At 60.9% G+C, this 22,156-nt stretch carries 33 protein-coding genes and 2 pseudogenes; 17 read left to right on the forward strand and 18 right to left on the reverse strand.

Annotation, left to right across the window (positions count from 1 at the left end; translation table 11 throughout):
- Positions 1 to 2 precede the first annotated feature (2 nt).
- On the reverse strand, positions 3 to 527 hold the full coding sequence (locus FHT93_RS04585; RefSeq protein ID WP_183846344.1) for a flavin reductase family protein: 525 nt from the start codon (positions 525 to 527) through the stop codon (positions 3 to 5).
- 83 nt (positions 528 to 610) lie between these two features.
- Positions 611 to 1,291: a GntR family transcriptional regulator gene (locus FHT93_RS04590; protein ID WP_183846346.1), complete on the reverse strand. Its 681-nt coding sequence runs from the start codon at positions 1,289 to 1,291 to the stop codon at positions 611 to 613.
- A gap of 236 nt (positions 1,292 to 1,527) precedes the next feature.
- On the opposite strand from FHT93_RS04590, the gene FHT93_RS04595 reads away from it, so the two are divergent.
- Positions 1,528 to 2,208 carry an LssY C-terminal domain-containing protein gene (locus tag FHT93_RS04595; RefSeq protein WP_246781540.1) on the forward strand — a complete coding sequence of 227 codons (681 nt, stop codon included), beginning with the start codon at positions 1,528 to 1,530 and terminating at the stop codon, positions 2,206 to 2,208.
- 137 nt (positions 2,209 to 2,345) lie between these two features.
- A complete protein-coding gene (gltS, locus tag FHT93_RS04600) occupies positions 2,346 to 3,551 on the forward strand; it encodes a sodium/glutamate symporter (RefSeq protein ID WP_183846350.1) in 1,206 nt (401 codons plus the stop codon).
- Positions 3,552 to 3,671: 120 nt separating this feature from the next.
- Here gltS and FHT93_RS04605 read toward each other — a convergent pair whose 3' ends face one another.
- The gene (locus FHT93_RS04605; protein ID WP_183846352.1) at positions 3,672 to 4,400 is read right to left on the reverse strand and encodes an SDR family NAD(P)-dependent oxidoreductase; all 729 of its coding nucleotides are present in this window, start codon (positions 4,398 to 4,400) and stop codon (positions 3,672 to 3,674) included.
- An 89-nt stretch (positions 4,401 to 4,489) separates the two neighbouring features.
- Here FHT93_RS04605 and FHT93_RS04610 point away from each other — a divergent pair.
- The 4 genes and pseudogenes from FHT93_RS04610 to FHT93_RS04625 all read left to right on the forward strand — a co-directional run bounded on the left by FHT93_RS04610 (position 4,490) and on the right by FHT93_RS04625 (position 6,699).
- Positions 4,490 to 4,869: pseudogene (locus FHT93_RS04610) on the forward strand (helix-turn-helix domain-containing protein).
- A gap of 144 nt (positions 4,870 to 5,013) precedes the next feature.
- The gene (locus FHT93_RS04615) at positions 5,014 to 5,493 is read left to right on the forward strand and encodes a MarR family transcriptional regulator (protein ID WP_183846354.1); all 480 of its coding nucleotides are present in this window, start codon (positions 5,014 to 5,016) and stop codon (positions 5,491 to 5,493) included.
- Entirely contained in the window at positions 5,486 to 6,253 is a 768-nt protein-coding gene (locus FHT93_RS04620) for a class I SAM-dependent methyltransferase (protein ID WP_183846356.1), read from the forward strand. The genes FHT93_RS04615 and FHT93_RS04620 overlap by 8 nt, the downstream gene beginning before the upstream one ends.
- Positions 6,250 to 6,699: a thioesterase family protein gene (locus tag FHT93_RS04625; protein ID WP_183846358.1), complete on the forward strand. Its 450-nt coding sequence runs from the start codon at positions 6,250 to 6,252 to the stop codon at positions 6,697 to 6,699. Before FHT93_RS04620 ends, FHT93_RS04625 begins: the two co-directional genes overlap by 4 nt.
- Here the strand turns inward: FHT93_RS04625 and FHT93_RS04630 are convergent.
- Positions 6,696 to 7,175 (reverse strand): helix-turn-helix domain-containing protein, encoded by a 480-nt coding sequence (locus FHT93_RS04630; RefSeq protein WP_183846360.1) that lies wholly within the window; start codon positions 7,173 to 7,175, stop codon positions 6,696 to 6,698. The genes FHT93_RS04625 and FHT93_RS04630 overlap by 4 nt on opposite strands.
- 111 nt (positions 7,176 to 7,286) lie before the next feature.
- Between FHT93_RS04630 and FHT93_RS04635 the strand changes: the two genes are divergently transcribed.
- On the forward strand, positions 7,287 to 8,024 hold the full coding sequence (locus FHT93_RS04635; protein WP_183846362.1) for a hypothetical protein: 738 nt from the start codon (positions 7,287 to 7,289) through the stop codon (positions 8,022 to 8,024).
- Positions 8,025 to 8,046: 22 nt separating this feature from the next.
- Here FHT93_RS04635 and FHT93_RS04640 read toward each other — a convergent pair whose 3' ends face one another.
- The 5 genes and pseudogenes from FHT93_RS04640 to FHT93_RS04660 all read right to left on the reverse strand — a co-directional run bounded on the left by FHT93_RS04640 (position 8,047) and on the right by FHT93_RS04660 (position 10,621).
- Positions 8,047 to 8,541 carry a GFA family protein gene (locus FHT93_RS04640; protein ID WP_183846364.1) on the reverse strand — a complete coding sequence of 165 codons (495 nt, stop codon included), beginning with the start codon at positions 8,539 to 8,541 and terminating at the stop codon, positions 8,047 to 8,049.
- Positions 8,542 to 8,642: 101 nt separating this feature from the next.
- On the reverse strand, positions 8,643 to 9,437 hold the full coding sequence (locus FHT93_RS04645; RefSeq protein ID WP_183846366.1) for a transglutaminase domain-containing protein: 795 nt from the start codon (positions 9,435 to 9,437) through the stop codon (positions 8,643 to 8,645).
- 146 nt (positions 9,438 to 9,583) lie between these two features.
- Positions 9,584 to 9,736: pseudogene (locus FHT93_RS04650) on the reverse strand (DUF3237 domain-containing protein); the annotation flags it as partial.
- Positions 9,737 to 9,872: 136 nt separating this feature from the next.
- Complete coding sequence (locus FHT93_RS04655) at positions 9,873 to 10,106, reverse strand: hypothetical protein (RefSeq protein WP_113145718.1); 234 nt, start codon at positions 10,104 to 10,106, stop codon at positions 9,873 to 9,875.
- A 140-nt stretch (positions 10,107 to 10,246) separates the two neighbouring features.
- The gene (locus FHT93_RS04660) at positions 10,247 to 10,621 is read right to left on the reverse strand and encodes a VOC family protein (protein WP_183846368.1); all 375 of its coding nucleotides are present in this window, start codon (positions 10,619 to 10,621) and stop codon (positions 10,247 to 10,249) included.
- Positions 10,622 to 10,689: 68 nt separating this feature from the next.
- On the opposite strand from FHT93_RS04660, the gene FHT93_RS04665 reads away from it, so the two are divergent.
- On the forward strand, positions 10,690 to 11,136 hold the full coding sequence (locus FHT93_RS04665) for a MarR family transcriptional regulator (protein ID WP_112971862.1): 447 nt from the start codon (positions 10,690 to 10,692) through the stop codon (positions 11,134 to 11,136).
- Positions 11,137 to 11,181: 45 nt separating this feature from the next.
- Here the strand turns inward: FHT93_RS04665 and FHT93_RS04670 are convergent, their stop codons facing one another.
- Positions 11,182 to 11,586, reverse strand: a complete 405-nt coding sequence (locus FHT93_RS04670) for a PAS domain-containing protein (RefSeq protein WP_112546687.1) — start codon at positions 11,584 to 11,586, stop codon at positions 11,182 to 11,184.
- Positions 11,587 to 11,786: 200 nt separating this feature from the next.
- Positions 11,787 to 12,506, reverse strand: a complete 720-nt coding sequence (locus FHT93_RS04675) for a WYL domain-containing protein (protein ID WP_183846370.1) — start codon at positions 12,504 to 12,506, stop codon at positions 11,787 to 11,789.
- 93 nt (positions 12,507 to 12,599) lie between these two features.
- Here FHT93_RS04675 and FHT93_RS04680 point away from each other — a divergent pair, with 93 nt between their 5' ends.
- A complete protein-coding gene (locus tag FHT93_RS04680) occupies positions 12,600 to 13,022 on the forward strand; it encodes a RidA family protein (RefSeq protein ID WP_183846372.1) in 423 nt (140 codons plus the stop codon).
- Positions 13,023 to 13,086: 64 nt separating this feature from the next.
- Here FHT93_RS04680 and FHT93_RS04685 read toward each other — a convergent pair whose 3' ends face one another.
- Positions 13,087 to 13,671 carry a glutathione binding-like protein gene (locus tag FHT93_RS04685; protein WP_183846374.1) on the reverse strand — a complete coding sequence of 195 codons (585 nt, stop codon included), beginning with the start codon at positions 13,669 to 13,671 and terminating at the stop codon, positions 13,087 to 13,089.
- Between the two features lie 123 nt (positions 13,672 to 13,794).
- Here FHT93_RS04685 and FHT93_RS04690 point away from each other — a divergent pair, with 123 nt between their 5' ends.
- The 3 genes from FHT93_RS04690 to FHT93_RS04700 all read left to right on the forward strand — a co-directional run bounded on the left by FHT93_RS04690 (position 13,795) and on the right by FHT93_RS04700 (position 15,524).
- Positions 13,795 to 14,163 (forward strand): helix-turn-helix domain-containing protein, encoded by a 369-nt coding sequence (locus FHT93_RS04690; RefSeq protein WP_112971858.1) that lies wholly within the window; start codon positions 13,795 to 13,797, stop codon positions 14,161 to 14,163.
- Positions 14,164 to 14,263: 100 nt separating this feature from the next.
- The gene (locus tag FHT93_RS04695) at positions 14,264 to 15,148 is read left to right on the forward strand and encodes an AraC family transcriptional regulator (protein WP_183847522.1); all 885 of its coding nucleotides are present in this window, start codon (positions 14,264 to 14,266) and stop codon (positions 15,146 to 15,148) included.
- A 184-nt stretch (positions 15,149 to 15,332) separates the two neighbouring features.
- Positions 15,333 to 15,524: a DUF6494 family protein gene (locus FHT93_RS04700; protein ID WP_112546528.1), complete on the forward strand. Its 192-nt coding sequence runs from the start codon at positions 15,333 to 15,335 to the stop codon at positions 15,522 to 15,524.
- Between the two features lie 33 nt (positions 15,525 to 15,557).
- Here the strand turns inward: FHT93_RS04700 and FHT93_RS04705 are convergent, their stop codons facing one another.
- Positions 15,558 to 16,094: a BA14K family protein gene (locus FHT93_RS04705; RefSeq protein ID WP_113145723.1), complete on the reverse strand. Its 537-nt coding sequence runs from the start codon at positions 16,092 to 16,094 to the stop codon at positions 15,558 to 15,560.
- A 335-nt stretch (positions 16,095 to 16,429) separates the two neighbouring features.
- On the opposite strand from FHT93_RS04705, the gene FHT93_RS04710 reads away from it, so the two are divergent.
- The 3 genes from FHT93_RS04710 to FHT93_RS04720 all read left to right on the forward strand — a co-directional run bounded on the left by FHT93_RS04710 (position 16,430) and on the right by FHT93_RS04720 (position 18,242).
- Entirely contained in the window at positions 16,430 to 17,491 is a 1,062-nt protein-coding gene (locus FHT93_RS04710; protein WP_112546684.1) for a class I SAM-dependent methyltransferase, read from the forward strand.
- A gap of 133 nt (positions 17,492 to 17,624) precedes the next feature.
- Positions 17,625 to 17,918 carry a hypothetical protein gene (locus FHT93_RS04715; protein ID WP_112546527.1) on the forward strand — a complete coding sequence of 98 codons (294 nt, stop codon included), beginning with the start codon at positions 17,625 to 17,627 and terminating at the stop codon, positions 17,916 to 17,918.
- Between the two features lie 120 nt (positions 17,919 to 18,038).
- Complete coding sequence (locus FHT93_RS04720) at positions 18,039 to 18,242, forward strand: hypothetical protein (protein WP_112546526.1); 204 nt, start codon at positions 18,039 to 18,041, stop codon at positions 18,240 to 18,242.
- Between the two features lie 190 nt (positions 18,243 to 18,432).
- Here FHT93_RS04720 and FHT93_RS04725 read toward each other — a convergent pair whose 3' ends face one another.
- The 4 genes from FHT93_RS04725 to FHT93_RS04740 form a co-directional block, all read right to left on the reverse strand.
- Complete coding sequence (locus FHT93_RS04725; protein WP_112546525.1) at positions 18,433 to 18,639, reverse strand: hypothetical protein; 207 nt, start codon at positions 18,637 to 18,639, stop codon at positions 18,433 to 18,435.
- 39 nt (positions 18,640 to 18,678) lie between these two features.
- Entirely contained in the window at positions 18,679 to 18,921 is a 243-nt protein-coding gene (gene rpsU / locus FHT93_RS04730; RefSeq protein ID WP_112546524.1) for a 30S ribosomal protein S21, read from the reverse strand.
- Between the two features lie 28 nt (positions 18,922 to 18,949).
- Complete coding sequence (locus FHT93_RS04735) at positions 18,950 to 19,240, reverse strand: cold-shock protein (RefSeq protein WP_183846376.1); 291 nt, start codon at positions 19,238 to 19,240, stop codon at positions 18,950 to 18,952.
- Between the two features lie 148 nt (positions 19,241 to 19,388).
- Positions 19,389 to 19,598, reverse strand: a complete 210-nt coding sequence (locus tag FHT93_RS04740) for a cold-shock protein (protein ID WP_112546522.1) — start codon at positions 19,596 to 19,598, stop codon at positions 19,389 to 19,391.
- Positions 19,599 to 20,110: 512 nt separating this feature from the next.
- On the opposite strand from FHT93_RS04740, the gene FHT93_RS04745 reads away from it, so the two are divergent.
- The gene (locus FHT93_RS04745; RefSeq protein WP_183846377.1) at positions 20,111 to 20,623 is read left to right on the forward strand and encodes a GNAT family N-acetyltransferase; all 513 of its coding nucleotides are present in this window, start codon (positions 20,111 to 20,113) and stop codon (positions 20,621 to 20,623) included.
- A 223-nt stretch (positions 20,624 to 20,846) separates the two neighbouring features.
- Positions 20,847 to 21,221 (forward strand): hypothetical protein, encoded by a 375-nt coding sequence (locus FHT93_RS04750; RefSeq protein WP_162728585.1) that lies wholly within the window; start codon positions 20,847 to 20,849, stop codon positions 21,219 to 21,221.
- Positions 21,222 to 21,245: 24 nt separating this feature from the next.
- Here the strand turns inward: FHT93_RS04750 and FHT93_RS04755 are convergent, their stop codons facing one another.
- Positions 21,246 to 21,785: a GrpB family protein gene (locus tag FHT93_RS04755; protein ID WP_183846379.1), complete on the reverse strand. Its 540-nt coding sequence runs from the start codon at positions 21,783 to 21,785 to the stop codon at positions 21,246 to 21,248.
- Between the last annotated feature and the right edge of the window lie 371 nt (positions 21,786 to 22,156).

The following is a 22,156-nucleotide window of genomic DNA, read 5'->3' on the forward strand; positions in this document are numbered from 1 at the left end:
CTTCAATAGTGCGAGGCCAACGGCCACGATTGATCGGCGAATCCTTCATTTTCCAGGGCGGCGTAGCGGCCCTTGGAAAAGACCAGCGGATGGCGGTCTCGGAACGTGCGGAACGAGATGACTTTGCCTATGAAAAGAAGATGGTCACCGCCCTGATGGACGGCCCAATGTGCGCAGTGAAACACCGCCGCAGCACCCGGCAATGTCGGACCGTGCCCTGCCCGGGTCTCGCAGGCGATCCCCTCCCACTTGTCGGTCAGCGACCGCGAGAAGCGGCCCGACAGGTCCGCCTGGTTTTCCGAGAGAACGTTGATCGTGTAAGCCGCCGCCTGCTGCCAAAGCGGCAGGCTGGCCGCACGGCGATCGATGCTGAACAGGACCAGCGGCGGGTCGAGCGAGAGAGAATTGAACGAGCTGATCGTCACACCGAGCGTCTCTGTGCCGACGACACTGGTGACCACGCACACACCGGTCGGAAACTGCCCCAACGCCTGCCTGAATGCACTCACGTCGAAAACTGGTTCCATGTCCGGCCCCCCGGTGCTGATCTGAATTATCCGATTGCCATTCCTGCTTTCCTGTCAGCCTTAAGTTTGCGTCCGCGCAGCGGCTATTCCGCAGCCCGAGAGACGGCAGCCCGGCCGCCGAAAGCCGGCGCCCGCAATGCCGTCAGCGTCCTCGCCAGATGCTCGCCGACCGCCGCCACCGCCCGCGCCGGCTCGCCGGCCCGGATCGCATCGACAATTGCGCGATGTTCGACCAGGACCTCGTCGATCCGGCTGCCGACGGAGATGGCATGCACGCCCATCCTGACCTGCCGATCCCGCAGGCTCTCGTAGAATGTTGCGAGAACCACGTTGCCCGCTGCCCGCACGATTGTCCTGTGGAATTCCCGATCGCTTTCGATGAAGGCGACGGGATCGTTGCGGACTTGTTCCTGCCGCTCGATCATCCTGTCCAATTCATCGGCGACGCTGCTGCCGAAACTGCTTGCCTGCTGCGCGCACCATTCTTCCACAAGGCGCCGTGCCTGCATGATATCGTCGATCTCGGCCTCGGTGATCGGCGCGATGTAAGCCCCCTTCTTCGGCATGATCTTGAGCAAGCCGTCGGCTTCCAGCCGCAGGAAGGCCTCCCGCACGGGGGTTCGGGAAACCCCGGTCTCCCGGCAGACCTGCGACTCCGTCAGGAAAGTCGTCTCATGGCGGGGCAAGGTCAGCACGTGCTGCTTCAACCAGGCATAGACCATGTCCTGGGCGGCATCCGGCTGCGAAGAGAATGAAAGCGACATGGACCTGCTCCACGAGCTGATAAACAACTTGTATACAACATGCGTATCAGAATTCAAGCAGTTTCTAATGAATGCTATCGTCGGCGCGACAGTCGACGTCCTGTGCGTTTGCTTTTTGCTTCGATCGAGATCGAGCGGACAACTGCAAATTATGAATGTCGCCGCCGCATGTTCGGCGTATGATCCTCCCTGGCAATCTGGGGGGATTTCCAATGCGTCATCGCACGAGAATCCGCATGGCGACCAGCACTGTGGCTGCCCTGCTGTTCACATATTTGCTGCTTGCCTATTTCGTCATTCCCGAAATCTGGATTTTTCACGATGCCGACCGCGTTGCCAAAGTTGGCAACATGGTCACGACCACCGAGCAGGGTATTCCCGGCGACCCCATCAATGTCGGTCTTGTCGGTTCGAAGGAAGAGGTTATCCGGGCGTTCGCGGCGGCCGAATGGGATCCTGCCGACAAGATTACCCTGCGCACATCGATCGATATCGGGCTGAGCGTGGTGCTTGATCGGCCTGATCTCGATGCGCCGGTCAGCCCACTGCTTTTCGAGGGCAGAAAACAGGATCTGGCTTTCGAAAAGCCCGTCGGCAAAAGCGCCGACGAACGCAACCATGTTCGTTTCTGGCTGACCGAACAAACCGGCCCAAATGGCCGCCCGCACTGGCTGGGCTCGGCAAGTTTTGATCGCGGCGTCGGCTTCAGCCACGATACCGGTCAAATCACGCATCATATCGGCCCTGATGTCGATGCAGAGCGAGACCTTGTCATCAGCGACCTTCTCAAGGCCGGGCAACTTTTGTCGAGCTATGAGATCAATGGCATCGGACCGACCAAAGACGGTCGCAACGGCGGCGGCGATCCCTATTTCACCGACGGAAAGGCTCTCGTCGGCGTGCTTCGAAACCAGTAACGGGTCGCAGAAGCCGGATGCAGCATGATGTCCCCGGGAGCAGCGAGACGACGAAACAATATTTTCACTGGTTCAGTCAAAGCGCGTGTGTCAGTGTTTTGCAACCGATACGGCGCGTCTGGCGGTGAAGGTGGCACATGTCGACAATACAAGTCCCGGGACTGCTCTCCTTCACCATAGCGATCCTCGTGTTCTTCGCCGGCGCGAACCTCAATCGGCTCATCCCCGTCCTCACCCGCTGGAGCATCCCGGAGGCAGTCACGGGCGGGCTGCTGGCAGCGCTCGTGACGCTCGCCGCCTACGAGTTCTTCGATATCGAGATCAGCTTCGAGCTTGCCGCACGCGACATGCTGCTGCTTTACTTTTTCACCGGCGTCGGCCTGAACGCGCGGGTCTCCGATCTCTTTGCCGGAGGCAAGCCGTTTCTCATCCTGCTTGCCCTCACGCTTGCGTTTCTTGTCATCCAGAACCTCCTTTCCATGGGGGCGAGCGAAGTGCTCGGTCTTCCGCAAGGCATGGCAATCCTTCTCGGTTCGATTTCACTGATCGGAGGGCACGGCACGGCGATTGCCTGGGCACCTATCGTGTCGAGCCGTTTCGGGCTCACCAATGCTCTCGAAATCGGCATTGCCAGCGCAACGCTCGGCCTGGTCGTCGCCAGTCTGATCGGGGGACCAATCGCGCAGTATCTGATCGCCCGGAATGGCCTGAGCGGCCCCAAGGACCAGGAGCTGACGATCGGCGTGTCGCGGGATGCCGTTGCCGGCCAGGAAGACGATGTCAGCTACATCGGCCTGTTGCGCACATTGCTGGTGACAAATATTGCCATCATCATCGGCTACGCCCTGCACGAGCTTATCCTTGAAGCCGGGATCAATCTTCCGCTGTTCGTCGTCTGTCTGCTGGTCGCCATCGTGATGACGAACAGCATTCCGATCCTGGCTCCGAATTTGCCCTGGCCAGCACACACCCGCGGTCTGGCGCTCATATCCGATCTCTCTCTGAACGTATTCCTGGCGATGTCCTTGATGAGCATGCAGTTGTGGGCCTTGAGCGGACTGGGCCTTTCGCTCGCGATCGTGCTGGCGGTGCAGACGCTTGCGGCCATTATCTACATCATCTTCATCGTGTTCCCGGCCATGGGGCGCAACTACAATGCGGCGGTCATTTCCGCCGGCTTTTGCGGGATCTCGCTCGGAGCCACCCCCACGGCAATAGCCAACATGACGGCGGTCACCAAGATCCACGGAGCAGCGACCATCGCCTTCATCATCCTGCCGCTCGTCTCCGCATTCTTCATCGATCTTGCAAACGCAGCAGTGCTTGGGTTCCTTGTCCGGTGATTGGTCCTGCTCTCTCTGTGTCGTGATGCGAGGAGATCGCAATGGCCGATGCGTGGAACAAGGGCCATCTTGAGCGGGGGGCAGCGGTGTTGCCGCTGCCCCTCATGAAGGCCCTATCGGTCAATGCGCATAGCGATTAGCCGGCAGGATCGACTCGGCACGAGTCCGGTCGGCCGCCATCGACCAGATTTCCTCGGCAAGTACGTCGGGATCGATCGTCGTGAAGCGCCGATCATCGAGCGGCAGGCCATTTGCGGCCGCAATGCGAAGGCCTGTGGAATTGTCGATCATGGCACCGATGTGGAGCATCCCGGCGAACACGCCGCGCGCCTTGATCTCTTCGTGGAGGCCGAGGATGTATTTGCGTGTGGCGGCAAAGGCCGGGCCTGGGCCGCTCAATCCGGGCATTGGCGTCACCGCCGAAAGACCGTCGGCGACGATGATCGCCCCGTTGCCGCGAGCAAGCATACCCGGCAATACCGCGCGGACGACTTCGACTGGAGCCAAGGTCAGGATATTGACGAGTTCCTTGAGCAAGGCTGCCGTCAGATCGACAGCCGGAAGCATACGAAAGCTGCCGACAGGCGCGAAAACGGCGGTGTGAATTGGACCCGACTTCTCTTCGATCTTTTCTACCAAAGCCGCGATTGCGTCGATCTCATTGAGATCGCCGGGAAAGGCGGCCGCTTCTATGCCCTGCGCCGACAACTCGGACACCCTCTGGTCCAGAAATTGCGCGTTGCGAGCGACGAGGGCGACGCGGAACCCGGCCTTTCCATAGCGCCTTGCGACGGAAGCACCCAACCCTGTGCCGGCACCAAAAATCGCGATTGTTTTCCGGTCAGTCATAACATCTCCTGTGGTAGTATGTTTTACTGACTAGATATGTTTGCTAGACTGCATCGGCACAAGAACGCATAATTTTAGGGCCTGGTCACATGGATTTACCTACCCCGCCGCCGCAACCGGGAACGAGCATGGACTGTCGTCCAATCAGCCAGATGCTTGGTCGCATTGGTGACAAGTGGACGATCATGACGATCACGATGCTGCTGGATGGCCCAAGGAGATTTAACGAATGCGCCGGCTTATCGGGGGCATCAGCCAGCAGATGCTGACACGGACCTTGCGTGCCCTTGAAAACGACGGTCTCGTTTCCAGAAAGGTCTATCCGACAATCCCGCCTCAGGTGGAATATAGCCTTACCACCCTCGGCAGGTCGCTTGCCGAGCCTTTGACGCAGCTGACGCGCTGGGTTCTGTCGAACATGAGTGAAATTGAGCGCAACCGCCTGGAGGCTGCCAACGGTTCCCGCTAGATGAGAGCGCCACGAAAACGTTCGTCGCTTATCCGGGCCTCGTCATCCCCATCAATCGGCTGGCTGAACGGCAAATTCCGCGTCGGCCATGTGAATGAAGACAGGCGCTTGAAATTACATTAGCGCTAATATAATTTCCTGTCCATGAGCGACAAAGACAGGCCCGGTCTGGGCGAACTCCTTCGATATGTCGGCGAATTGGTGGACCAGGGCGCAGCCGAGCGCTATCGGGCCATGGAAATCGACTACCGCCCCCGCTATACGCCCGTGCTCCGTGCCCTCAGCGCAGGAGCCGTCACGGTGACTGATATCACGACCGCCAGCCGCCTGACGCAAGGGGCGATCAGCCAGACCGTGAGCCTGATGCTGAAGGACGATCTGGTCGTTCGGCACGATCTGGAAGACGGACGCAAGAGCGGCCTGAAGCTGACCAGGCGCGGACTGGAACTTCTGAAGAGGCTGGAACCCCATTGGGAAACGACGTTCCGCGCCATCGGCGCGCTTGAGACGGAAATCGGATTCCCGCTGCTCGACATGTTGGGCAGCCTTGCGGCCGCCCTTGAAAGACAGGGCTTTGCCGACCGGCTGGCGGATGCGGAACGTGCAGGAAAGACGGATGACTAGGAACACCTCGACAACCACTGCGAAAAACTGGTTCGACATGGGCGGCAGGGCCTATGCGTTGTTCAGACCGGAATATCCGGCGGGGCTTTCGAAGTTTCTGGCTGAGACCGTCGGCAGCAGGGGTTGCGCGGTCGATGTCGGATGCGGCACCGGGCAACTGACGCGACAACTCGCGGAGCATTTCCACAAGGTCATCGGCATCGATCCCAGCGAAGACCAGATCGCCAATGCGCAGGGTCCTTCGAACGTCGACTATCTCCGTGCCCCCGCAGAACAGCTCCCCCTGCCCGACGCAAGCGCGAGCTTGATCACCGCGGCGCAGGCGGCCCACTGGTTCGACCGCCCGCGTTTCTACGCCGAGGTGCGACGTGTCGCCGACGACGGCGCGATCATCGCCTTGCTCAGTTATGGCGTGATGCGGCTTGCACCTTCCGACCTGCAGCACCGGTTCGACAGGTTCTACAGCGATGAAATCGGTCCCTACTGGCCGCCGGAGCGCAAGCTTGTGGATTCCGGCTATGCCGACATCGAGTTTCCATTCGAAGAGATGCCCTATCCCGAAATGACGATCGATCGTGTCTGGGAGCTTGGAGAATTCCTGGGTTACCTGTCGACCTGGTCCGCCGTCCGGCGCGTGAACGAGGCCGGGCGCGATGATATTCTGGAGGGCTTCGTACGCGATGTCTCGTCCCTATGGGGCGAGCCAACGCGGAAGCTGCCGATTTCCTGGCCGATCAATATGCGATTGGGCAAGATATGAGACAGTCCGCCGAACTGCCGCCACTCTTTGTCGGGCTGCGTCATGTAGAACGGCTGCGTGTCGCCCCCATCCATACGGTTCCCGAGATCGACGATTCCTGGCCCGGTTTTCGTGACATGCCGCCGGTGCTGGCGACAGCAATCATGATTGCCTTCATCGAGCAGACCTGTGTGCAGGGCCTTCGACCTTTCCTTCGTCAGGGACAGCGCACCGTCGGCACCCATGTCAATGTCAGTCACGTCGCGGCAACGCCGGTCGGAATGAACATCACCGCGGAAATTGAACTGGCGGAGATCTGCGGAAAGTCGCTCCTGTTCAACGTAACATGCCGCGACGATGCCGGTCTTATCGGTGAAGGAACGCATCGGCGCGCCGTCATCGAGATGGAGCGCTTCATGAAGAGGCTTGACGAGAAGCGCCCTGCGCCTGCAACGAAGGCTCCCTAGGGGCTGGGCTCAACGATCCCGGGATCAACGATCCGGGGATCAATGCGAAACTGTTGAGAGTCCAGAGGCCGGCCGTCGCGGGCTGCAAGCTGAAGCTTCTGCAAGGGTTGCCGGTTCAGGCTGTCCACGATCGCATAGTTCAGTTCACCCTCTGCAAAGCAATGCTCCTCCCCCCATTGCCAGAGAGCGACAAGGACCACGCTCAGCTGGCGGCCTTTCGGCGTCAGGAGATAGAGATGGCTGAGTGCGGAGTCAGGGTCCGGCTCCACCGTGAATATGCCCTCTTCCACGAGCTTTCGCAGGCGAACCGAGAGGATGTTCTTTGCGAGCCCGAGGCTCTTCTGAAACTCGGAAAACCGTCGAAGCCCCTTGAAAGCCTCCCTGATGATGAGGAGCGACCACCAATCGCCGACGGCTTGCAAAGACCGCGCGATCCCGCACTGGGCATCCCCCATGTCAGTTCGCTTGCCCTTCATTTTTCCGCCTTTCATCCGAATTACGGTTGCAAAGTTAAACCATATCGGAATAGATGTCGATAGGTTTCAAAGTTAAACCTTTATGATCATCACGAACCGGAGGCTCTCGAAGTGACCGACCTATTGGATCTCGCAATCGAAGCGCATGGCGGCCTGCAACGCTGGCAGCAGATCGAGCAATTGCATGCGCATATCAAAGTTGGCGGCGCGGTCTGGCATGTGAAGGGCTGGCCGGATGTCTATGCCGACATCCACACCTCGGTCTCCACCCGTCGTCCGCACACCGAATTCACGCCCTTCCTGGAGAAAGGGCAGCATTGCGTCTGGGAGCCGGAGCAAACGGCTGTCGTTGCTGACAGCGGCGACGTCATCGAGCATCGTGCCGCACCGCGTTCCCTCTTTGAAGGACATACGATCGCCACGCCCTGGGACCGGCAGCACCTGATCTATTTCACCGGCTATGCCATGTGGACCTATCTGACGACGCCGTTTCTCTTCACGCTTCCCGGTTTCAGGACGGAGGAGATCGAGCCGTGGCAGGAAGAGGATGAAACCTGGCGCCGGCTGAAGGTAACCTTCCCGCCGACCGTCCCCAGCCATTCCACCGTGCAGACCTTCTATTTCAATGCGGACGGCCTGTTGCGGCGCCATGACTACAGCGTCGACATCATGGGCGGCACCAGGAGCGCCAACTATGCAAGCGATGTCAGGAGTTTCGCTGGTTTGAAAATCCCGACGAAGCGCAGGGTTTACGCAATCGGCCCGGACAACCGGCCCATCCTCGATCGGGTCGCCGTCTCGATCGATCTGCTCGACGTCGGCATCGAGCCGCAGCCTGCCCACTCGTGAGAGGCGGAACAGGAGTCAGCCATCACGCCCCCTTGACCATCCATGAACTCGTATCGTGATCGGGGTGCTGGTTGCTGCTCTCCTTGATCGCCGCAGCCCAGTCGGCGCCGTTGGTTTCGGTCGCACCGGTATTCTCTATGCCCGTGATCGTATCGAACCACCCCACCATGTTCTCGGTGCAGGTGCTGGCATGCGGCGGAAAGGCGTGCGGATCGTCGAGCGAACCGATCATCAGGTTGGTGCGGCCGTTTTCGAGGTGGTGGAAAAACAAGGGTGTGCCGCAATTGGCGCAGAAGCCGCGCTCGACTAGCTCCGAGCTCTTCCAGACTTGAGGCCTGCCGCGTGTCCAGGTAAGCGCATCGTCGGGCGCGGCGACGAGCGCGGCAAAGATGTTGCCCGAAGCTTTCTGGCACATGCGGCAATGGCAGAGATGCGAATTGTCGTGCATCGCGGTTGCCTGGTAGCGCACGGCCCCGCACTGGCAGCCGCCGCTTACTTCCCTCTCGATACGCTCCATTTTTTTTCCTCCTTCAAAACGCGGGCTTGGGGTCGATCTCTTTTAGGTTTTCGTTTTTTGATCGTCCAGCACAGCCGGCCTCTCCAGCCACGTAACCAAACCTAGGCCAGCCAGTCCGGTTTGCGGGCGACGCGCGACTGGTCCGGGCGGGCGGCGAGATCATCCAGCCATGCCAGCTCATCGGGTGGCACCTGCCGGCTTGCCTGCGGCGCCTCGCGCCAGCGATCCCACTCGGAGGTTTCCCGATCGTTCAGGACAAGGTGGTCGCGCAGGACATTGATCTTCACGAACCAGAGGCCGGTTGTGCCGCCATGGCCGAAGCTTGCGGGCTCGGCCTCTCCGCGGCGGCATGTCAGCCATGCTTCCCCTGCCATGAGGAAAGCGCTGCGGGGCATGTCGACGGCATCGAATTCAATGTGTTTCCTGCGTCTCAGCATCGAGTCAATCTGTGCATCGGCAAGCCGCCACTCGCCCGTCCCGCCATCCCGATATTCGCAGATCCAGTGATCTTCCCACTCCGTCGAAAAATAGGATGCGAAGCCGCATCGCACACGCGCGGGAACGCCCTTGCTCCGGAGAAATGCACAAAGCATGAGTGCGAAATCCCGGCATGTACCGACGGATCGCCTGTCGGCCGGCCGCGCCTGGGCGAGAGGACGGTCGTCGCGCTGCATGATGTCGGCAAGCCGTTCGGCGATCGGCAGGGTCTTGCGCGCGCTCGGCCCGAGCTTCGAGGCGTCGAGACCATAGTCCCCGAGCCAGCTGGAATGCACCAGGAGGCCCTGGACGATGCCGGCGAGAGGCCCGACCTCGTCAGGCAAAACTGCGATCGCCCTGGCGTGTTGGCCGGGGTCAGACATCGGCGTGTGGACGGTCCATCGATCGAGGCTGGTCATGCTGGCTCCCATTGATGGCTATGGTCGCCAGCCAAATCCATCATCGGGCCGCCGGCAAGGTCGGGAAACGGGCAATTCGACCACATCGCCGCCGTCGCGCAGCGAATTCATAGAATCTCGAACACATCGTATTCGACACCATCAGCGAGACGCTCATCGACGCTCTGGGAGGAGCGCCTCACGCCGCGACAGGTCATCAGGATCAGACCGCAGTCGTCAGCGGCGAGCAGGAGCCTGACATCCTGCTGAAACATACCGTCCGCGCGTCCGAGAAGGCGGTCGGAACCGATCAGCGGCGACGTCGTGATGGACGTGATCCGGAAGGCGGCCGTCGCAGTTCAAAGCGCCCGTCAGGTTTCCAACGACTCGAGGGAGGCCGCCGTAAAGTGGCCTCTCGTAAGCTTTGTTTGCCGCTATGCCGGTCAGCCGGCCTCGTTAGGCCGAGTATTTCACCGTCACGCCGCGCTGGCGAAAATATGCCTGCATCAGCTTCCTGCCTTGACGGTTGTTCTGCACGAGCCTGGCCGGATCGAATACCGCTTCTTTCAAACCCGCCCGAGCCAATGCCGCCTTGAGTGCAGCGATGTGTGTGTCGAGGTCGGCATTATCGGCATGCAGCGATTCATAGATGCGGTTTGTTGCATCCGCTACGGTCAGTTCGCTCACAATTGCACTCCTGTCATTGTCTGGCTGGCGCGCTTAGCACCTTTTTCAGCCTGATCCTATCGCAATGACAAACGTCCATGTCGATGGGCGCAACCGATTGGAAGATTGCGCCCGCTTCCCCCGGGCCCGTGCGGCCGCGGCTTCTACTGCCTCGCCAGGACGGTATGCGCCGTGATCGTGTAGCCGAACGGATCGACGAAGGCGAAATAGCGTCCGAACGGGCCGTCCTTCGGCGGGAAGGCTATGGGCACGTCGTGCTCGCAGAGATGCGCGTGCAATTCGTCGGCATCGTCGCAGCCGAACCAGATCGCGATGCCGACCCCGAGCTTTTCCGTATCGTCAAAATCCCCGATCGGCGTGCGGACGGCGAAGGGGATGGGCTGCGTTTCGAAAACAACCGCACCCGGAGGGGCTTTTGCCGAAGGCGTGAGCCCGACAATATCCTGGTAGAAGGTCCGTGCGGCGTCCAGATCCCTTGTCTGTATCCCGATGAAATCCGGTCCAATGAGGCGAGCCATGAGCTGTCTTCCCTTTTTATACCTGACGCAGTATCGTCAGGGGCCTGATATAATATAAGGACCCTGATATGTCCAGCCTGATTGATCCCCCGGTGGATGACACCTACCGTTCGCTCGGATATGCGCTGAAGCGGGCGCAACAGGCGCTGCGGGGCCATCTCGACAATGAACTTCGAAACATCGGATTGACGACCCCGCAATATTCGGTGCTGGCGGGGCTCGAGTTCAACGCGGGCCTGTCAAGCGCGGAGCTGGCGCGGCGCGCCTTCGTGACAGCGCAGACGATGCAGTCCATCATCGCCACACTCGAACGGGACGGCCTCGTGAAACGAACCGCCCACCCGGTGCATGGCCGGGTCCTGACGACGGAACTCACGCCGGACGGCCGGTCGGCATTGCGCGCGGCCCACGAGATTGTCGCCAAGGCGGAAGCCCTGACCCGAGACGCCGTTGCACCCGGCGATCCGGAGGTCATCTATGCAGCCTTGCTGCGGATAGCAGAAGCCATGCGGTGACCTCCGCATGGCAAGCGACCGGCGCGAATTGACGGCAACAGCCGTCTAATGCGCCACCGGTTTGGCATTCTCGCAGTCGGTCACCGGCACGACGATGCCGGAATAGAGCACGGGCGAACCGCTCTGGTCGCGAAAGGCCCGGCCGAAGGCCGCGACCGTCCGGTACCGGCCATCGCTGCCCTGGACGCGATAGATGTTCTGCTGGGCAATTTCGGCGACGATCGCCTGCGAGATCGTCTTTGCGAGATCCGGCTTGTCATCGGGATGGACTCGCTCAAGATAGTCTTCCAGCGGCAGGCCGCGCACCGTGGCGTCGGCATCCATGCCGAAAAGCTCGGCGAGCGCGCTGTCTGCGAAGACGAGGTTCCTGACGATATCCCAGGTATAGATCCCCGCATCCGAGGCCACTTCTTCGACGATCTCGAACGAGTGAACGGCTTTGCCAGTCATTGCCTGCATGTCCCTGCGACTATTTTAGTCGAAACTAAAGGTTTGACGGGCAACTTCAAGCTAGGGCCGACCGCAATGCGGGCACCATGGAAACGCACCCGGCCGCCGTTGCTGTATCAAGGGCCGGGTTGTCGTCGAGCCAGCCTTCCGGCGTCCCGCATCTCAGATATTCGGCTTCTGCCCTGGCCCTTCGCCGATGCTCAGCGCGCCATTTCGCTGAACGGACAGACATCATCCTCGAAGGGCACGTGCCTTCGACGAAACTGCGTGCCCTCCACGATCTCCGGCGCGCTGATCCGGTCCATGCGAAAATGGCGGAAATCCCCGCGCGCGGTATCCCAGCCGACGAGATACCAAAGTGGCGGCAGGATGAGCATGGCCTGCGGTTCGGCCTCGCGCAGCGTTTCCATTCCCCTGGCGTCACGGTAGCGGAACCGCAGATGCAGCCGCTGCAAAAATGCCGTCTCGAAGGCCGGCAGCAGCCCGGAATCGATCGAGCCAATGTCCGAAATATCCTGCCTGGGAGACAATTGCCCGACATAGAGGCAGTCGAGAAGCCGGCGCAGGTCCCGCACTTTCTCTGCCGAAAGCGCCTTTTCGATCTTCGCAAGCCCGGCATCGGCGAGATCGGAGAAGGGGAGCGAGCGTGCCGCGCGCATGGCCGCCACGCTGATCAGGAGCGCAAACACCTCTGTGACCGAGAGCCGGGCCGTGGTCTGCACCGATTCCGGGTCGAGCTGCAGCCCGCCACCCCGGCCGGATTCGGAATGGATGAGAAAACCCTGCTCGCGCAGCGCCCCGATGTCGCGCAGTACGGTTCGCCTGGAAGCACCAACCTCCTCTGCCAAATCATCGACTGTCGAGCTTCCGTTGCGCCTGAGGATGCGCACGATGGCGTCGTGTCTGAGGCGGATGTTCATTTGCGCCCCCTGGAGCTTTCCCGATATTCGGTGCCAAAATCTGGCACCGATTTACCTTAGGCGTGTCATGGCAACCCGACAAGGAGACAGACCATGACATCCCATCAAACCCTCGCCGCAACGCCTGTTATCGTGAACCCCTCCCATCTGCACGACCCGACACCGCACGGCTACAGCACGGCGGTCATCGCCCCTGCGGGCGGCCGGCTGGCCTTCATCTCGGGCCAGGGCGCGTACGACCGGAACGGCGCTCTTTCGCCTGACTTCGCCACCCAGGTGGAACAGGCTTATGCGAACCTCGCCGCCGTCATCGCAGCACTTGGCGCCCGCCCCGACCAGGTCGTGAAACTGACCGTCTACGTGGTCGGCCACGATATGTCGAAGCTCGGCATACTGACGGAGACCGTCACGCGCATGTTCGGCGACAGGCTGCCGGCACAGACGCTGGTTCCGGTGCCGAGACTCGCGATCGACCCAATGCTCTTCGAGGTCGAGGCTGTCGTCCTCCTGGATTGAGCGCCGCCCGCGCGAGGAATGGCTGGCCGGCTGAGTACCTTCGCCGGCCAGCCGGACCGCCGGATCAGCCGAGCCCCTCCTCGGCAAGGGCCTGCGTCACCGAAGGCAGCGTTCGCATATGGGCGAGGAACCTGCCGAGCGCTTCCGGCAGTTCGACGCCGGTCCTCGGCGCGACCGTCAGCACCCAGAACAGGTAGCAATCGGCAATCGTCATCTCGTCGCTGACCAGGAACGTCTTGTCGCCCATCTGGCCGGCAAGGATGGCGAAGGCCTGCGCGAGCTTTTCGCGGGCGCGCTCCTTCTCCGGCTCTGGGAAATTCCGGAAAAAGGGCTGGTACCGTGAGTGGATCTCCGACGACATGAAGGCGAGCGCCTCGAGCGCGCGCCAGCGTAAGATGCCGTCCCCGGGCAGGAGCTTGCCGCTCGTCTCGGCGATATAGGCCAGGATGACCTGGTTCTCCGTCAGGATCGCTCCGTCCTCGAGTTCGAGCGTGGGAATGTAGCCCTTGGGGTTGATCGACAGGAAATCGCGCCCATCCTCCGTCATCTTGTCATGCCGGATGCTGGTGAGCCTGTAGGCAAGCCCGGCCTCGATGAGCGCGATATGATCGGCAAGGCTGCAGGCGCCGGGATAGTAGAAGAGGTTCATGGTGGTCTCCTGGTGGTGACCCGCCCGCCGGCTTCGCCGCGAGACAAGGTCTCAGATGTTGACCACGGCCATTTATGGGACCTAAAATTATCCGTCAAAAGCATATCTTTGGGAGCTGGTCAGATGGATGTGACTGCAAGGCCGGCAGGCGCCGACTGCAGGGGTGTCAGCGAGATCCTCAGCCGGGTCGGCGACAAATGGACGATCCAGGTCGTCGTCGCACTTCGGCTGGGTGCTCTCCGCTTCAACGGGCTTAAGCGCCAGATCGGCGGCATTTCGCAGCAGATGCTGACGCGAACGCTGAAGACGCTGGAACGCGACGGCATGATCGCCAGAACCGTCCACCCCAGCACCCCGCCGCAGGTCGAATATACCTTGACCCCGCTCGGCCATTCCCTGTCGGAAACCGTCCGCCACCTGGCCGACTGGGCGGCTGAAAACAGGGGCAGCATCGAGGACAACCGCCTGCGCTACGACGCCGATCACCCATGAACCGACCTGCCTGTTCCGCAGGTGCCGCCAAAACCGCAAGATCGGTCGAGCGCATGCCCCCTGCCCGCGTTTAGTTGGAGCCGCCACGGAGGACGGAATGATGAAGGCGGCGCTTCGAAACTACCATGCCCGAATGCAGCGGGTGCTCGATCACATAGACCGGCATCTGGATGACGATCTGGACCTGGATGCGCTGAGCGCTATCGCAGCCTTTTCGAAGTTTCACTTTCACCGGCAGTTCTCGGCAACCTTCGGTCTGTCGGTGCATCGCTATGTCCAGCTCGCCCGTTTGAAGCGCGCCTCGCACCACCTGGCGTCAAACGGCGACCAGAGTGTCACCGACATAGCGATGGATGCCGGTTACGGTGCACCGGATGCCTTTGCCCGCGCCTTTCGGCAACGGTTCGGGCAATCGCCTTCCTCGTTCCGGAGATCGCCCGACTGGGCTCCGTGGCTTGCCGCCTTCGGGCCCCTCGAAAACGCAAGGAGCAAGCTCATGCAGATAACCTATGAAGAAGACGACGTGACGATCCGCGACGTGCCGCCAACCCCGGTGGCGATCCTGGAACACCGGGGCGACCGGGCAAATCTCGGCACCAGCATCGAGCGGTTCATCGCCTGGCGCAAGGCCGCCGGCCTGTCACCGGAGACGAGCCCCACCTTCAACATCTTCCGGTCCCCGAGGATCCCCGCCAATCCGGCCGATTACAGCATGGACATCTGCGTCGGCACCGACCGGCCGATCGATGCGGACGACGAGGTGATGAAATCGGGCGTGATCCCGGCCGGCCGCTGCGCGGTCATCCGCGTCGTCCACGATACCCACAACCTGGAGCCAGCAGCCCTCTATCTCTACCGGGACTGGCTTCCGGCAAGCGGCGAGGAAGCCCGCGATTTCCCGATCTATTGCCAGCGGCATTTCTCCTTCTTCCCTGATGTGCCGGTCCATGAGGTCGTCGTGGAATTGTTCCTGCCGCTGAAATAGCGCGAGCCGATGGCGGCCCGCCCTTCCGATCCCTGGGACGGGCGGGCCGCTTCAGGCTGTGCTTCCCGATGCGATGATCAGTCGATCTCCCGGCTCGCGCAGATTATGCCACCGCGCCTCCCATCCAGCTTTCCCGACCGGCCGCCTTCCCGTACAATCCCTTCATCACATGGGGGATTTCATCATGAGCGAAGACGCCTTCAACATGTCCATCCGCAAATTCCTGAAGGAAGTCGGCGTGACCTCGCAGCGCAAGATCGAGGAGACGGTGCGCGACGCGCAGATCGGCGGCAAGAAGCTGAAGGTCCGCATGACGCTGACGGCGGAAGGCACCGGCCTCAACCACGTGGTAGCAGGCGAAATCGAACTTCCCTGAAGCCTGTCGCGATCTCCACGCTGTCAGCGGCTATCAATATTGAGGCGAGACGCACGCCTGCCGTGGGCCGTAATAGGGCTGGAACGTGTTGTCGTAAGCCCTGTAGGACCGGTAACGCGCAAAGCACCAGCGTACATGGTCGTTGCCGCCATAGTAGGCCCGGGGATAGTAGTAGGTCCGGGGATAATAGTAGCGTCGCGCATAATATCGCGTCGAGCCGTAATAGTACGGACCGGAATAGCCGCCGTAGTAGCCGGGATCATAATAGCCGGAGCCATAATATCCGGAGCCGTAATATCCGGGCTGCGCCAGCATTCCGCCGATGATCGCGCCTGCGGCCAGGCCGCCGAGCGCCCAGCCCCAGCCGTCGCCGCCATGGTGGTGGTAGTATCCGCCGTGACCGCCATAATAGCCACCGTGATAGCCGCCATAGTAACCGCGGTAGCGTACCAGCTGCGCCTGCTGTGCCTCGACATCAGGGGCGGCGGCCATGGTGGGAAACGCCTCGGCCGGCAGTGCGCTCGCCAGCGCCGTTGCCAGCGACAGGGCAATGATTGAGAGCCTCTTCATTGGCTTCACCTCCGTCTGCATCCGCCGCGCGTCATTATACCGCGGAAAGGACGGCGTGGCACTCAATTTCCGGGCCTGACTGGTGCTCCTGGAGGGCTGATTTCAGTCGGCATTCCTCCCGTCCCGACAGCATCGGTCCGAAGACCGGCCGCAACTTCCGGCAAGCCTAACGTGACGTTTCAATGTGGAGCATCTTCACCCGGTCCCCTAACCCGAATGCAGCATTGACTGCCTGCCGCTCCGGCCTAGAATCATCAGCGGGTCGAACTGTCGGACTGGGGCTGGCGCATCTTGAGGAGGGTGCCATGCAGAAAACCGATAAGCAGAAAACCGATATGCAGCAACCTGACATGCAGAAAGTCGATGCACTCGTCGGTCGCCTCGTGGGCGATCTCGGCGCCAGTGTATCGGGCGTTCTCGTCGTGCTCGGAGATCATCTCGGACTGTTCCGGGCGATGATGGACGGGCGGCCGCGCTCGTCGATGGAGCTTGCGGAAACGACCAGTCTCACCGAGCGCAATGTGCGCGAATGGCTCGCCGCCATGGCGGCTGCCGATTACATCACCTATCACGAGGCCTCGAACAAATTCGCCATGACGCCCGAACAGGCGCTGGTCTTCGCCAATGAGGAAAGCCCCGCCTTCTTCGGCGGCGCCTTCGAGATCGTCCAGTCCATGTGGATGGACGAGCCGAAGGTGGAGGATGCCTTCCGCACCGGCAAGGGCCTCGGCTGGCATGAGCACAGCACCTGCCTCTTCCGCGGCACCGAGCGCTTCTTCCGGCCGGGCTATAACAGCCATCTCGTCACCGAGTGGATCCCGGCGCTGAAGGGCATGAAGGAAAAGCTGGAAAGCGGGGCGGAAGTCGCCGATGTCGGCTGCGGCCACGGCGCTTCGACGATCCTGATGGCCCAGGCATTCCCGAAATCGCATTTCCACGGCTTCGATTACCACGGTCCGTCGATCGAGCGGGCAAAGCGCGCCGCAAAGGACGCCGGTGTGGCCGACCGCGTGACCTTCAGCAAGGCATCGGCCAAGGATTTCCCGGCCGGCGACTATGATCTGGTTGCCATGTTCGACTGCCTGCACGACATGGGCGACCCTGTCGGGGCCGGCCGCCATATCCGCGAGACGATGAAAAAGGACGGCACCTGGATGATCGTCGAGCCCTTCGCCCATGACGGGCTGAAGGACAACCTCAACCCCGTCGGCCGCGTCTATTACGGCGCCTCGACGATGATCTGCACGCCCGCCTCCATGGCCCAGGAAGTCGGCCTCGGGCTTGGCGCACAGGCGGGCGAGATGAAGCTGCGCAAGGTGGCGCTGGATGCCGGATACCACCACTTCCGCCGCGCCAGCGAAACGCCGTTCAACATGATCTTCGAGGTCAGGAACTGAACGGAGCTGGGTGAGATGCGGGTCCAGGCCCTGACAGCGAGCATGTCAGGGCCTGGGCTCGTGCATGTTGGTCATTTGCCGTTCTGCCAAATCAGAATAGGCTCCATGCGAAGAACCTTGCCCCGAGAGCCTGATGACCCTCTTCTGGATTGCATCCCTTCCCTTCATGGCGGTCTTCATTGCCGCCCTGGCCATCGGGCGCGCGAAAAGCCTCTGGCTGCCGATCGCGGTTGCAGTTGCTTCACTGGCCGCAGGCACGCTCTGCCTTCATTCGATTATGGTCGCCCCGACCTGCGCGACCGGTGAAAGCGAATGCCTGGGCGCAACGGTGATCGCCTATCTAATCGCTGTCTTCTGGTGCGCTCCGGGCATCGGATTCGCGCTGCGACTTTACAGCCACGTGCGTTCGGACTTCCGGCGCGGGTAGGTTGCCCGCTCCCACGACCCGAACTAGTTCGCAAGCTGTTAAGTATTCATTCAACAACATGCTGTGAAGCGGGAACTATAACCGATTGCGCCGGTTATATTCGCAGCAAAGGATAAGGCCATGACCAGGGTCCTGAATTCACGCACAATCATTATTTCGGCAGATCGTCTTGATGATTGCAAGGAATACCTCGGAACCGACTTCCACCAGCTGATCGACCATGCTCTGAGCGTCGGCTGGTCCATCGACGAGGTCATTGTCGCACTCAGCGGCCTCGCAGAGGAAGAAATCGCCGTGCCGGAGCGAGCCGTCACCTTGCATTGAAATCCGCAACCGATCGCCATCATTCAGAAGGCCGGGCTTCGAAACCCCGGCCTTTTCGTGATCGCTCTGGGAATGTGGCCTGCAATGATTTGGCGGCCTCCATGAGGCCCGGCGCCATCACCAAACACAAAAAACGGCGCCCCGGAGAGCACCGCTTTATCATGCCATGGCAAGGCGAGGCACAGAGGCCCTAAGCCTTCTTGCCCGCTCTCGGCTTCTTCGGCGGCGCCTCGACCGCCTCCTGCGCGAGCCTCAGCGCGCGCAGCTTTTCGGTCTTCTTCTGCCTAGCGACAGCTTCGCTTTCGAGGATACCCTTGGCGACAGATGTCGTCTGCTCGGCCTTCGCCTGCGGCGAAAGCTTTTCGGGCTTGAAGAAAGTGTCTTTCGTCTCGGTCATGTTTCCTCCTTGTCGATGGAACGGGAGACCGGGAAGGCGTCAGCGGCCGCGAGCAATCACCTTCTTCTTCGGTGCCGGCAGCAGGCCTTCGCGCTGCGCCTGCTTGCGGGCGAGCTTGCGGGCGCGGCGGATCGCTTCACCCTTTTCGCGGGCGCGCTTTTCCGACGGCTTTTCATAGGCGCTGCGTTCCTTCATTTCGCGGAACACACCTTCGCGCTGCAGCTTCTTCTTGAGCACGCGGAGGGCCTGATCGACATTGTTGTCTCGGACGAGTACCTGCAAGTTTTCTCCTTAATCAGCGTAGCTGCTGTTACTTCCTGATGCGGATCACGTTCGAATTGATCCAGCTCGATTTCGGCTTTTCGGGCGCCGCCTCTGCTTCTGGAAGCGAAGGCGACGAAGGTGATGCCTGGACGTCGATGTCATCCTGGCGGATGCTGCGCTCGAAATTCTCGTTCTGAAACCGAACGCGATAGTGGACGAAGCCCTGCGCGGCCGGCAGAATGGACAGAATGTCGCCGGAGCCCAAGGGCTGCGCGCCGCCGAGAACACCATGCTTGAGCATGATGGTGTCACCCGGACTGTAACGACGATATGCCATGCCGTTCTACCCTCATGCAATGAAAAATAAAAGGCCGGGACTGCTCCCGACCTTCCCAGATCCTGACTTTTTTCAGGCCAGGCCCTGGCCTCGGTCAACGTCTCCGCGCGCCAGTACATCCGTGGTCGCGCGAAGTCGTGACAAGTTCTTATTCAGCGCGGAGGTTGTCGGCAGAGCTCTTGCCCGAACGGCGGTCCTGCACGATTTCGTAGCTGATCTTCTGTCCGTCTGCGAGCGAGCGCAGGCCAGCGCGTTCAACTGCAGAAATATGGACGAAAACGTCGGTGCCGCCGTTATCCGGCTGGATAAAACCGAAACCCTTGGTGGCGTTGAACCACTTGACTGTACCTGTATTCATAACGATCTCCTTTCAAAGCAACCGTTGAAACTTCCCGCGATACCCTGCGGGCTTGGGTCGATTATTTGGAAGGAAATCTGACGAGAGCAAATAGCTCCGCAACGACGTCACAAGCAATGGTCGATAACGGCAATATAAGGTCAATTTTAAATTTGGCAACAGATTTAGGCACAAAAACTTCGAATCACCTGCAAGTTTCTGTTGTAATATACTGATTTTTTTATGGAATATTATTCGTCTAGCGACTATTCGCAGGCGCGCTGCGGTGCGCCACCCCTGTCCGTGAGCCTCCTTGCCGCGATTCGCATCCGGCTTTCCGACACCATTCATCCTTGCTCGGCGTCCTCCTCGAACGGTTGGTGACCAGGTGGCTATCAACTGTTCGCAAGGGCGGCTGACCGCACACGGCGGGCTCCTCGCCCACGCGGCATATGGCCTTGGAACCGGCCGCGATGTAGGAAGGATCCAGGCGCCGCTCCCGCGCCTCCATTTGCAAGACCACTGGAACCCATATGGCGAAAAAGCCGGTTGAACATGCAGTCAGGATCCGCCCCGCCACATCGGCCGACATGGATATTCTCGGCGGCTTCGGCGCCTTGCTCGTTGCCCTCCATCACGAACTGGACCCCAAGCGCTTCATCGAAGCCGCCAAGAGCACCCCGCTCAGATACGGGCAGTTCCTGAAAAGCCAGCTCGCAGAGCCCGATGTCATCGTGATCGTCGCCGAAGACGACAGCGGCCTCCTCGGATATGCCTATGCCGCATCGGAGGGCTTCGACTACATGTCGCTTCGCGGACCGGCGGGCGTCATCCACGATCTCTTCGTCGATCCCGGCCGCCGCCGCGAAGGTGTCGGCCGGATGCTGCTGGAAGCGGCGATGGCCCGCTTGAAATCCCTCGGCGCCGAACGCTTCGTGCTCTCGACCGCCCACCGCAACGACGTCGCCCGCAGCCTCTTTAGCGCCATGGGCTTCCGCCCGACGATGGTCGAGATGACGCGAGAGGCGGACGAGGCTGACGGCTGACCAGAGCCAAAACCACACGTCCCGACCTCTTCACCGGTACCCGGCTACCTGCCTGCGGCATCCGGACCTCTCGCCTATATGCGCCATTGCGAATAAAATTGTGCAGTGCTGCTCTCCCGGCTTGCCCTCGCCTTCCGATGACGGTTTTTGGGAACTTCCGGCTGCAGGGAGGATTCCTTAGATGACGCTCCCCTCGCCCTTCCTTGCACGGCAGGAGTGGACCATGGCAAAGGCAACTGATTTGAAGACCATCCGAGCGCTTGCGATCGCGCTTTGCGCCTCCCTGCTTTTCAGCGGTGCGGCCAAATGGCCGGACCTGCCGAGCTCGGGCTTCCTGATCGGCCGCAGTGCCGCCCCCGAAGATGTCGACAACGGAACGGCGATCTTTGCGACCGGCGAGGATGCCAGGAACTACGGAAAGCCGATCGACATCGAAATCCCGCAATACGGCTATTTCCGCCAGGAAGACAAATACGTCATCATCCTGCAGGCCGAGAAATACGACGGCAAGAGCATCATCGGCGCCGAGACGTTCGACGGCGAAAAGGTGGTCGGCCTGATCGACGAGTTCGAATTGCTGGGTATTCACGCCAAATAGTCTGGCTCACCCGCGCACCGCTACCTACGCGTCCGACTGCGCCGGCGCCCAGCCCGTCTCGGCCGCCCAGCGGTCCGCCCGGCGGATCACCGCCCAGAGATGATCGGCCTTACCGTCCGTATAGGCCTTCCGATCGTCCCCATGGGCAGCGACGAGCGCGTGCTTGAGTGCGATATAGGCAGGGTGTTCTGCTGCATGGGCGCGCATGTAATCGCGAAACAGCAATGCCCATTGCTCGTGCCAGCTGCCGGAACGCCTGACATGGATATGCATGCGCTCCTGATCGGGACTTTCACGAAAATAACGTTTGGCGCGATCCGGATTGTCCTGCCGCCACACATAGCCGATGGCATTGAGCGGCATCAGCAGCCGCTCGAACGGTTCGAATCCGGCAACGGAAATCTGCATATCGATGACAGGCTTGGCGGCCATGCCCGCTATGGCGGTGGAGCCGATATGATCGATCCGCAGCGCGACATTTCCAAGCGCCCGGCGAATATCCACGGCCTTCGCCCGGAATTTCTCCGACCAGAGCGGCGACCAATCGGCAATCTCGATCGTCATGGCTGATGTCCCGGCTGTTGCGGAAAAGGATGCCCAACCGTGAATGTGAGCGCCTGCACCTGACGAGCCCAGGATAGACGCTTTAGGCCTCCGCGCAACGACAGCGGAATTCGCGGCTCTAGCAGCGGAAGCGCATGGCATAAAAAAAGAGGCTCGTCGGGAGAGACGGCCTCCAAGGTTGCGTCAAGTCGGCCCAGCTCCACAAGGCCGGCTTCCACCCTAGCCGTTAGCCTGATAATCGCCACCCCCAATCGGGTGATATTTGACCGGTTGATGACGATTTTCGGGAAAACCGAGAAGTTTCAATGATGTATTCCGTTGCGTAAGGCTCGCTTGGATGGTTTCTTCCTACCGCTTTCCCTAAGGTAAGC

The sequence above is a fragment of the Rhizobium sp. BK379 genome, assembly GCF_014193955.1.
GTDB lineage: Bacteria > Pseudomonadota > Alphaproteobacteria > Rhizobiales > Rhizobiaceae > Rhizobium.

Coding starts and splice junctions, on each gene's coding strand:
- FHT93_RS04585 (WP_183846344.1), bottom strand. CDS start 527: ATGGAACCAGTTTTCGACGTGAGTGCATTCAGGCAGGCGTTGGGGCAG.
- FHT93_RS04590 (WP_183846346.1), bottom strand. CDS start 1,291: ATGTCGCTTTCATTCTCTTCGCAGCCGGATGCCGCCCAGGACATGGTC.
- FHT93_RS04595 (WP_246781540.1), top strand. CDS start 1,528: ATGGCGACCAGCACTGTGGCTGCCCTGCTGTTCACATATTTGCTGCTT.
- gltS (WP_183846350.1), top strand. CDS start 2,346: ATGTCGACAATACAAGTCCCGGGACTGCTCTCCTTCACCATAGCGATC.
- FHT93_RS04605 (WP_183846352.1), bottom strand. CDS start 4,400: ATGACTGACCGGAAAACAATCGCGATTTTTGGTGCCGGCACAGGGTTG.
- FHT93_RS04615 (WP_183846354.1), top strand. CDS start 5,014: ATGAGCGACAAAGACAGGCCCGGTCTGGGCGAACTCCTTCGATATGTC.
- FHT93_RS04620 (WP_183846356.1), top strand. CDS start 5,486: ATGACTAGGAACACCTCGACAACCACTGCGAAAAACTGGTTCGACATG.
- FHT93_RS04625 (WP_183846358.1), top strand. CDS start 6,250: ATGAGACAGTCCGCCGAACTGCCGCCACTCTTTGTCGGGCTGCGTCAT.
- FHT93_RS04630 (WP_183846360.1), bottom strand. CDS start 7,175: ATGAAGGGCAAGCGAACTGACATGGGGGATGCCCAGTGCGGGATCGCG.
- FHT93_RS04640 (WP_183846364.1), bottom strand. CDS start 8,541: ATGGAGCGTATCGAGAGGGAAGTAAGCGGCGGCTGCCAGTGCGGGGCC.
- FHT93_RS04645 (WP_183846366.1), bottom strand. CDS start 9,437: ATGACCAGCCTCGATCGATGGACCGTCCACACGCCGATGTCTGACCCC.
- FHT93_RS04660 (WP_183846368.1), bottom strand. CDS start 10,621: ATGGCTCGCCTCATTGGACCGGATTTCATCGGGATACAGACAAGGGAT.
- FHT93_RS04665 (WP_112971862.1), top strand. CDS start 10,690: ATGTCCAGCCTGATTGATCCCCCGGTGGATGACACCTACCGTTCGCTC.
- FHT93_RS04670 (WP_112546687.1), bottom strand. CDS start 11,586: ATGACTGGCAAAGCCGTTCACTCGTTCGAGATCGTCGAAGAAGTGGCC.
- FHT93_RS04675 (WP_183846370.1), bottom strand. CDS start 12,506: ATGAACATCCGCCTCAGACACGACGCCATCGTGCGCATCCTCAGGCGC.
- FHT93_RS04680 (WP_183846372.1), top strand. CDS start 12,600: ATGACATCCCATCAAACCCTCGCCGCAACGCCTGTTATCGTGAACCCC.
- FHT93_RS04685 (WP_183846374.1), bottom strand. CDS start 13,671: ATGAACCTCTTCTACTATCCCGGCGCCTGCAGCCTTGCCGATCATATC.
- FHT93_RS04690 (WP_112971858.1), top strand. CDS start 13,795: ATGGATGTGACTGCAAGGCCGGCAGGCGCCGACTGCAGGGGTGTCAGC.
- FHT93_RS04695 (WP_183847522.1), top strand. CDS start 14,264: ATGAAGGCGGCGCTTCGAAACTACCATGCCCGAATGCAGCGGGTGCTC.
- FHT93_RS04700 (WP_112546528.1), top strand. CDS start 15,333: ATGAGCGAAGACGCCTTCAACATGTCCATCCGCAAATTCCTGAAGGAA.
- FHT93_RS04705 (WP_113145723.1), bottom strand. CDS start 16,094: ATGAAGAGGCTCTCAATCATTGCCCTGTCGCTGGCAACGGCGCTGGCG.
- FHT93_RS04710 (WP_112546684.1), top strand. CDS start 16,430: ATGCAGCAACCTGACATGCAGAAAGTCGATGCACTCGTCGGTCGCCTC.
- FHT93_RS04715 (WP_112546527.1), top strand. CDS start 17,625: ATGACCCTCTTCTGGATTGCATCCCTTCCCTTCATGGCGGTCTTCATT.
- FHT93_RS04720 (WP_112546526.1), top strand. CDS start 18,039: ATGACCAGGGTCCTGAATTCACGCACAATCATTATTTCGGCAGATCGT.
- FHT93_RS04725 (WP_112546525.1), bottom strand. CDS start 18,639: ATGACCGAGACGAAAGACACTTTCTTCAAGCCCGAAAAGCTTTCGCCG.
- FHT93_RS04735 (WP_183846376.1), bottom strand. CDS start 19,240: ATGGCATATCGTCGTTACAGTCCGGGTGACACCATCATGCTCAAGCAT.
- FHT93_RS04740 (WP_112546522.1), bottom strand. CDS start 19,598: ATGAATACAGGTACAGTCAAGTGGTTCAACGCCACCAAGGGTTTCGGT.
- FHT93_RS04745 (WP_183846377.1), top strand. CDS start 20,111: ATGGCGAAAAAGCCGGTTGAACATGCAGTCAGGATCCGCCCCGCCACA.
- FHT93_RS04750 (WP_162728585.1), top strand. CDS start 20,847: ATGGCAAAGGCAACTGATTTGAAGACCATCCGAGCGCTTGCGATCGCG.
- FHT93_RS04755 (WP_183846379.1), bottom strand. CDS start 21,785: ATGACGATCGAGATTGCCGATTGGTCGCCGCTCTGGTCGGAGAAATTC.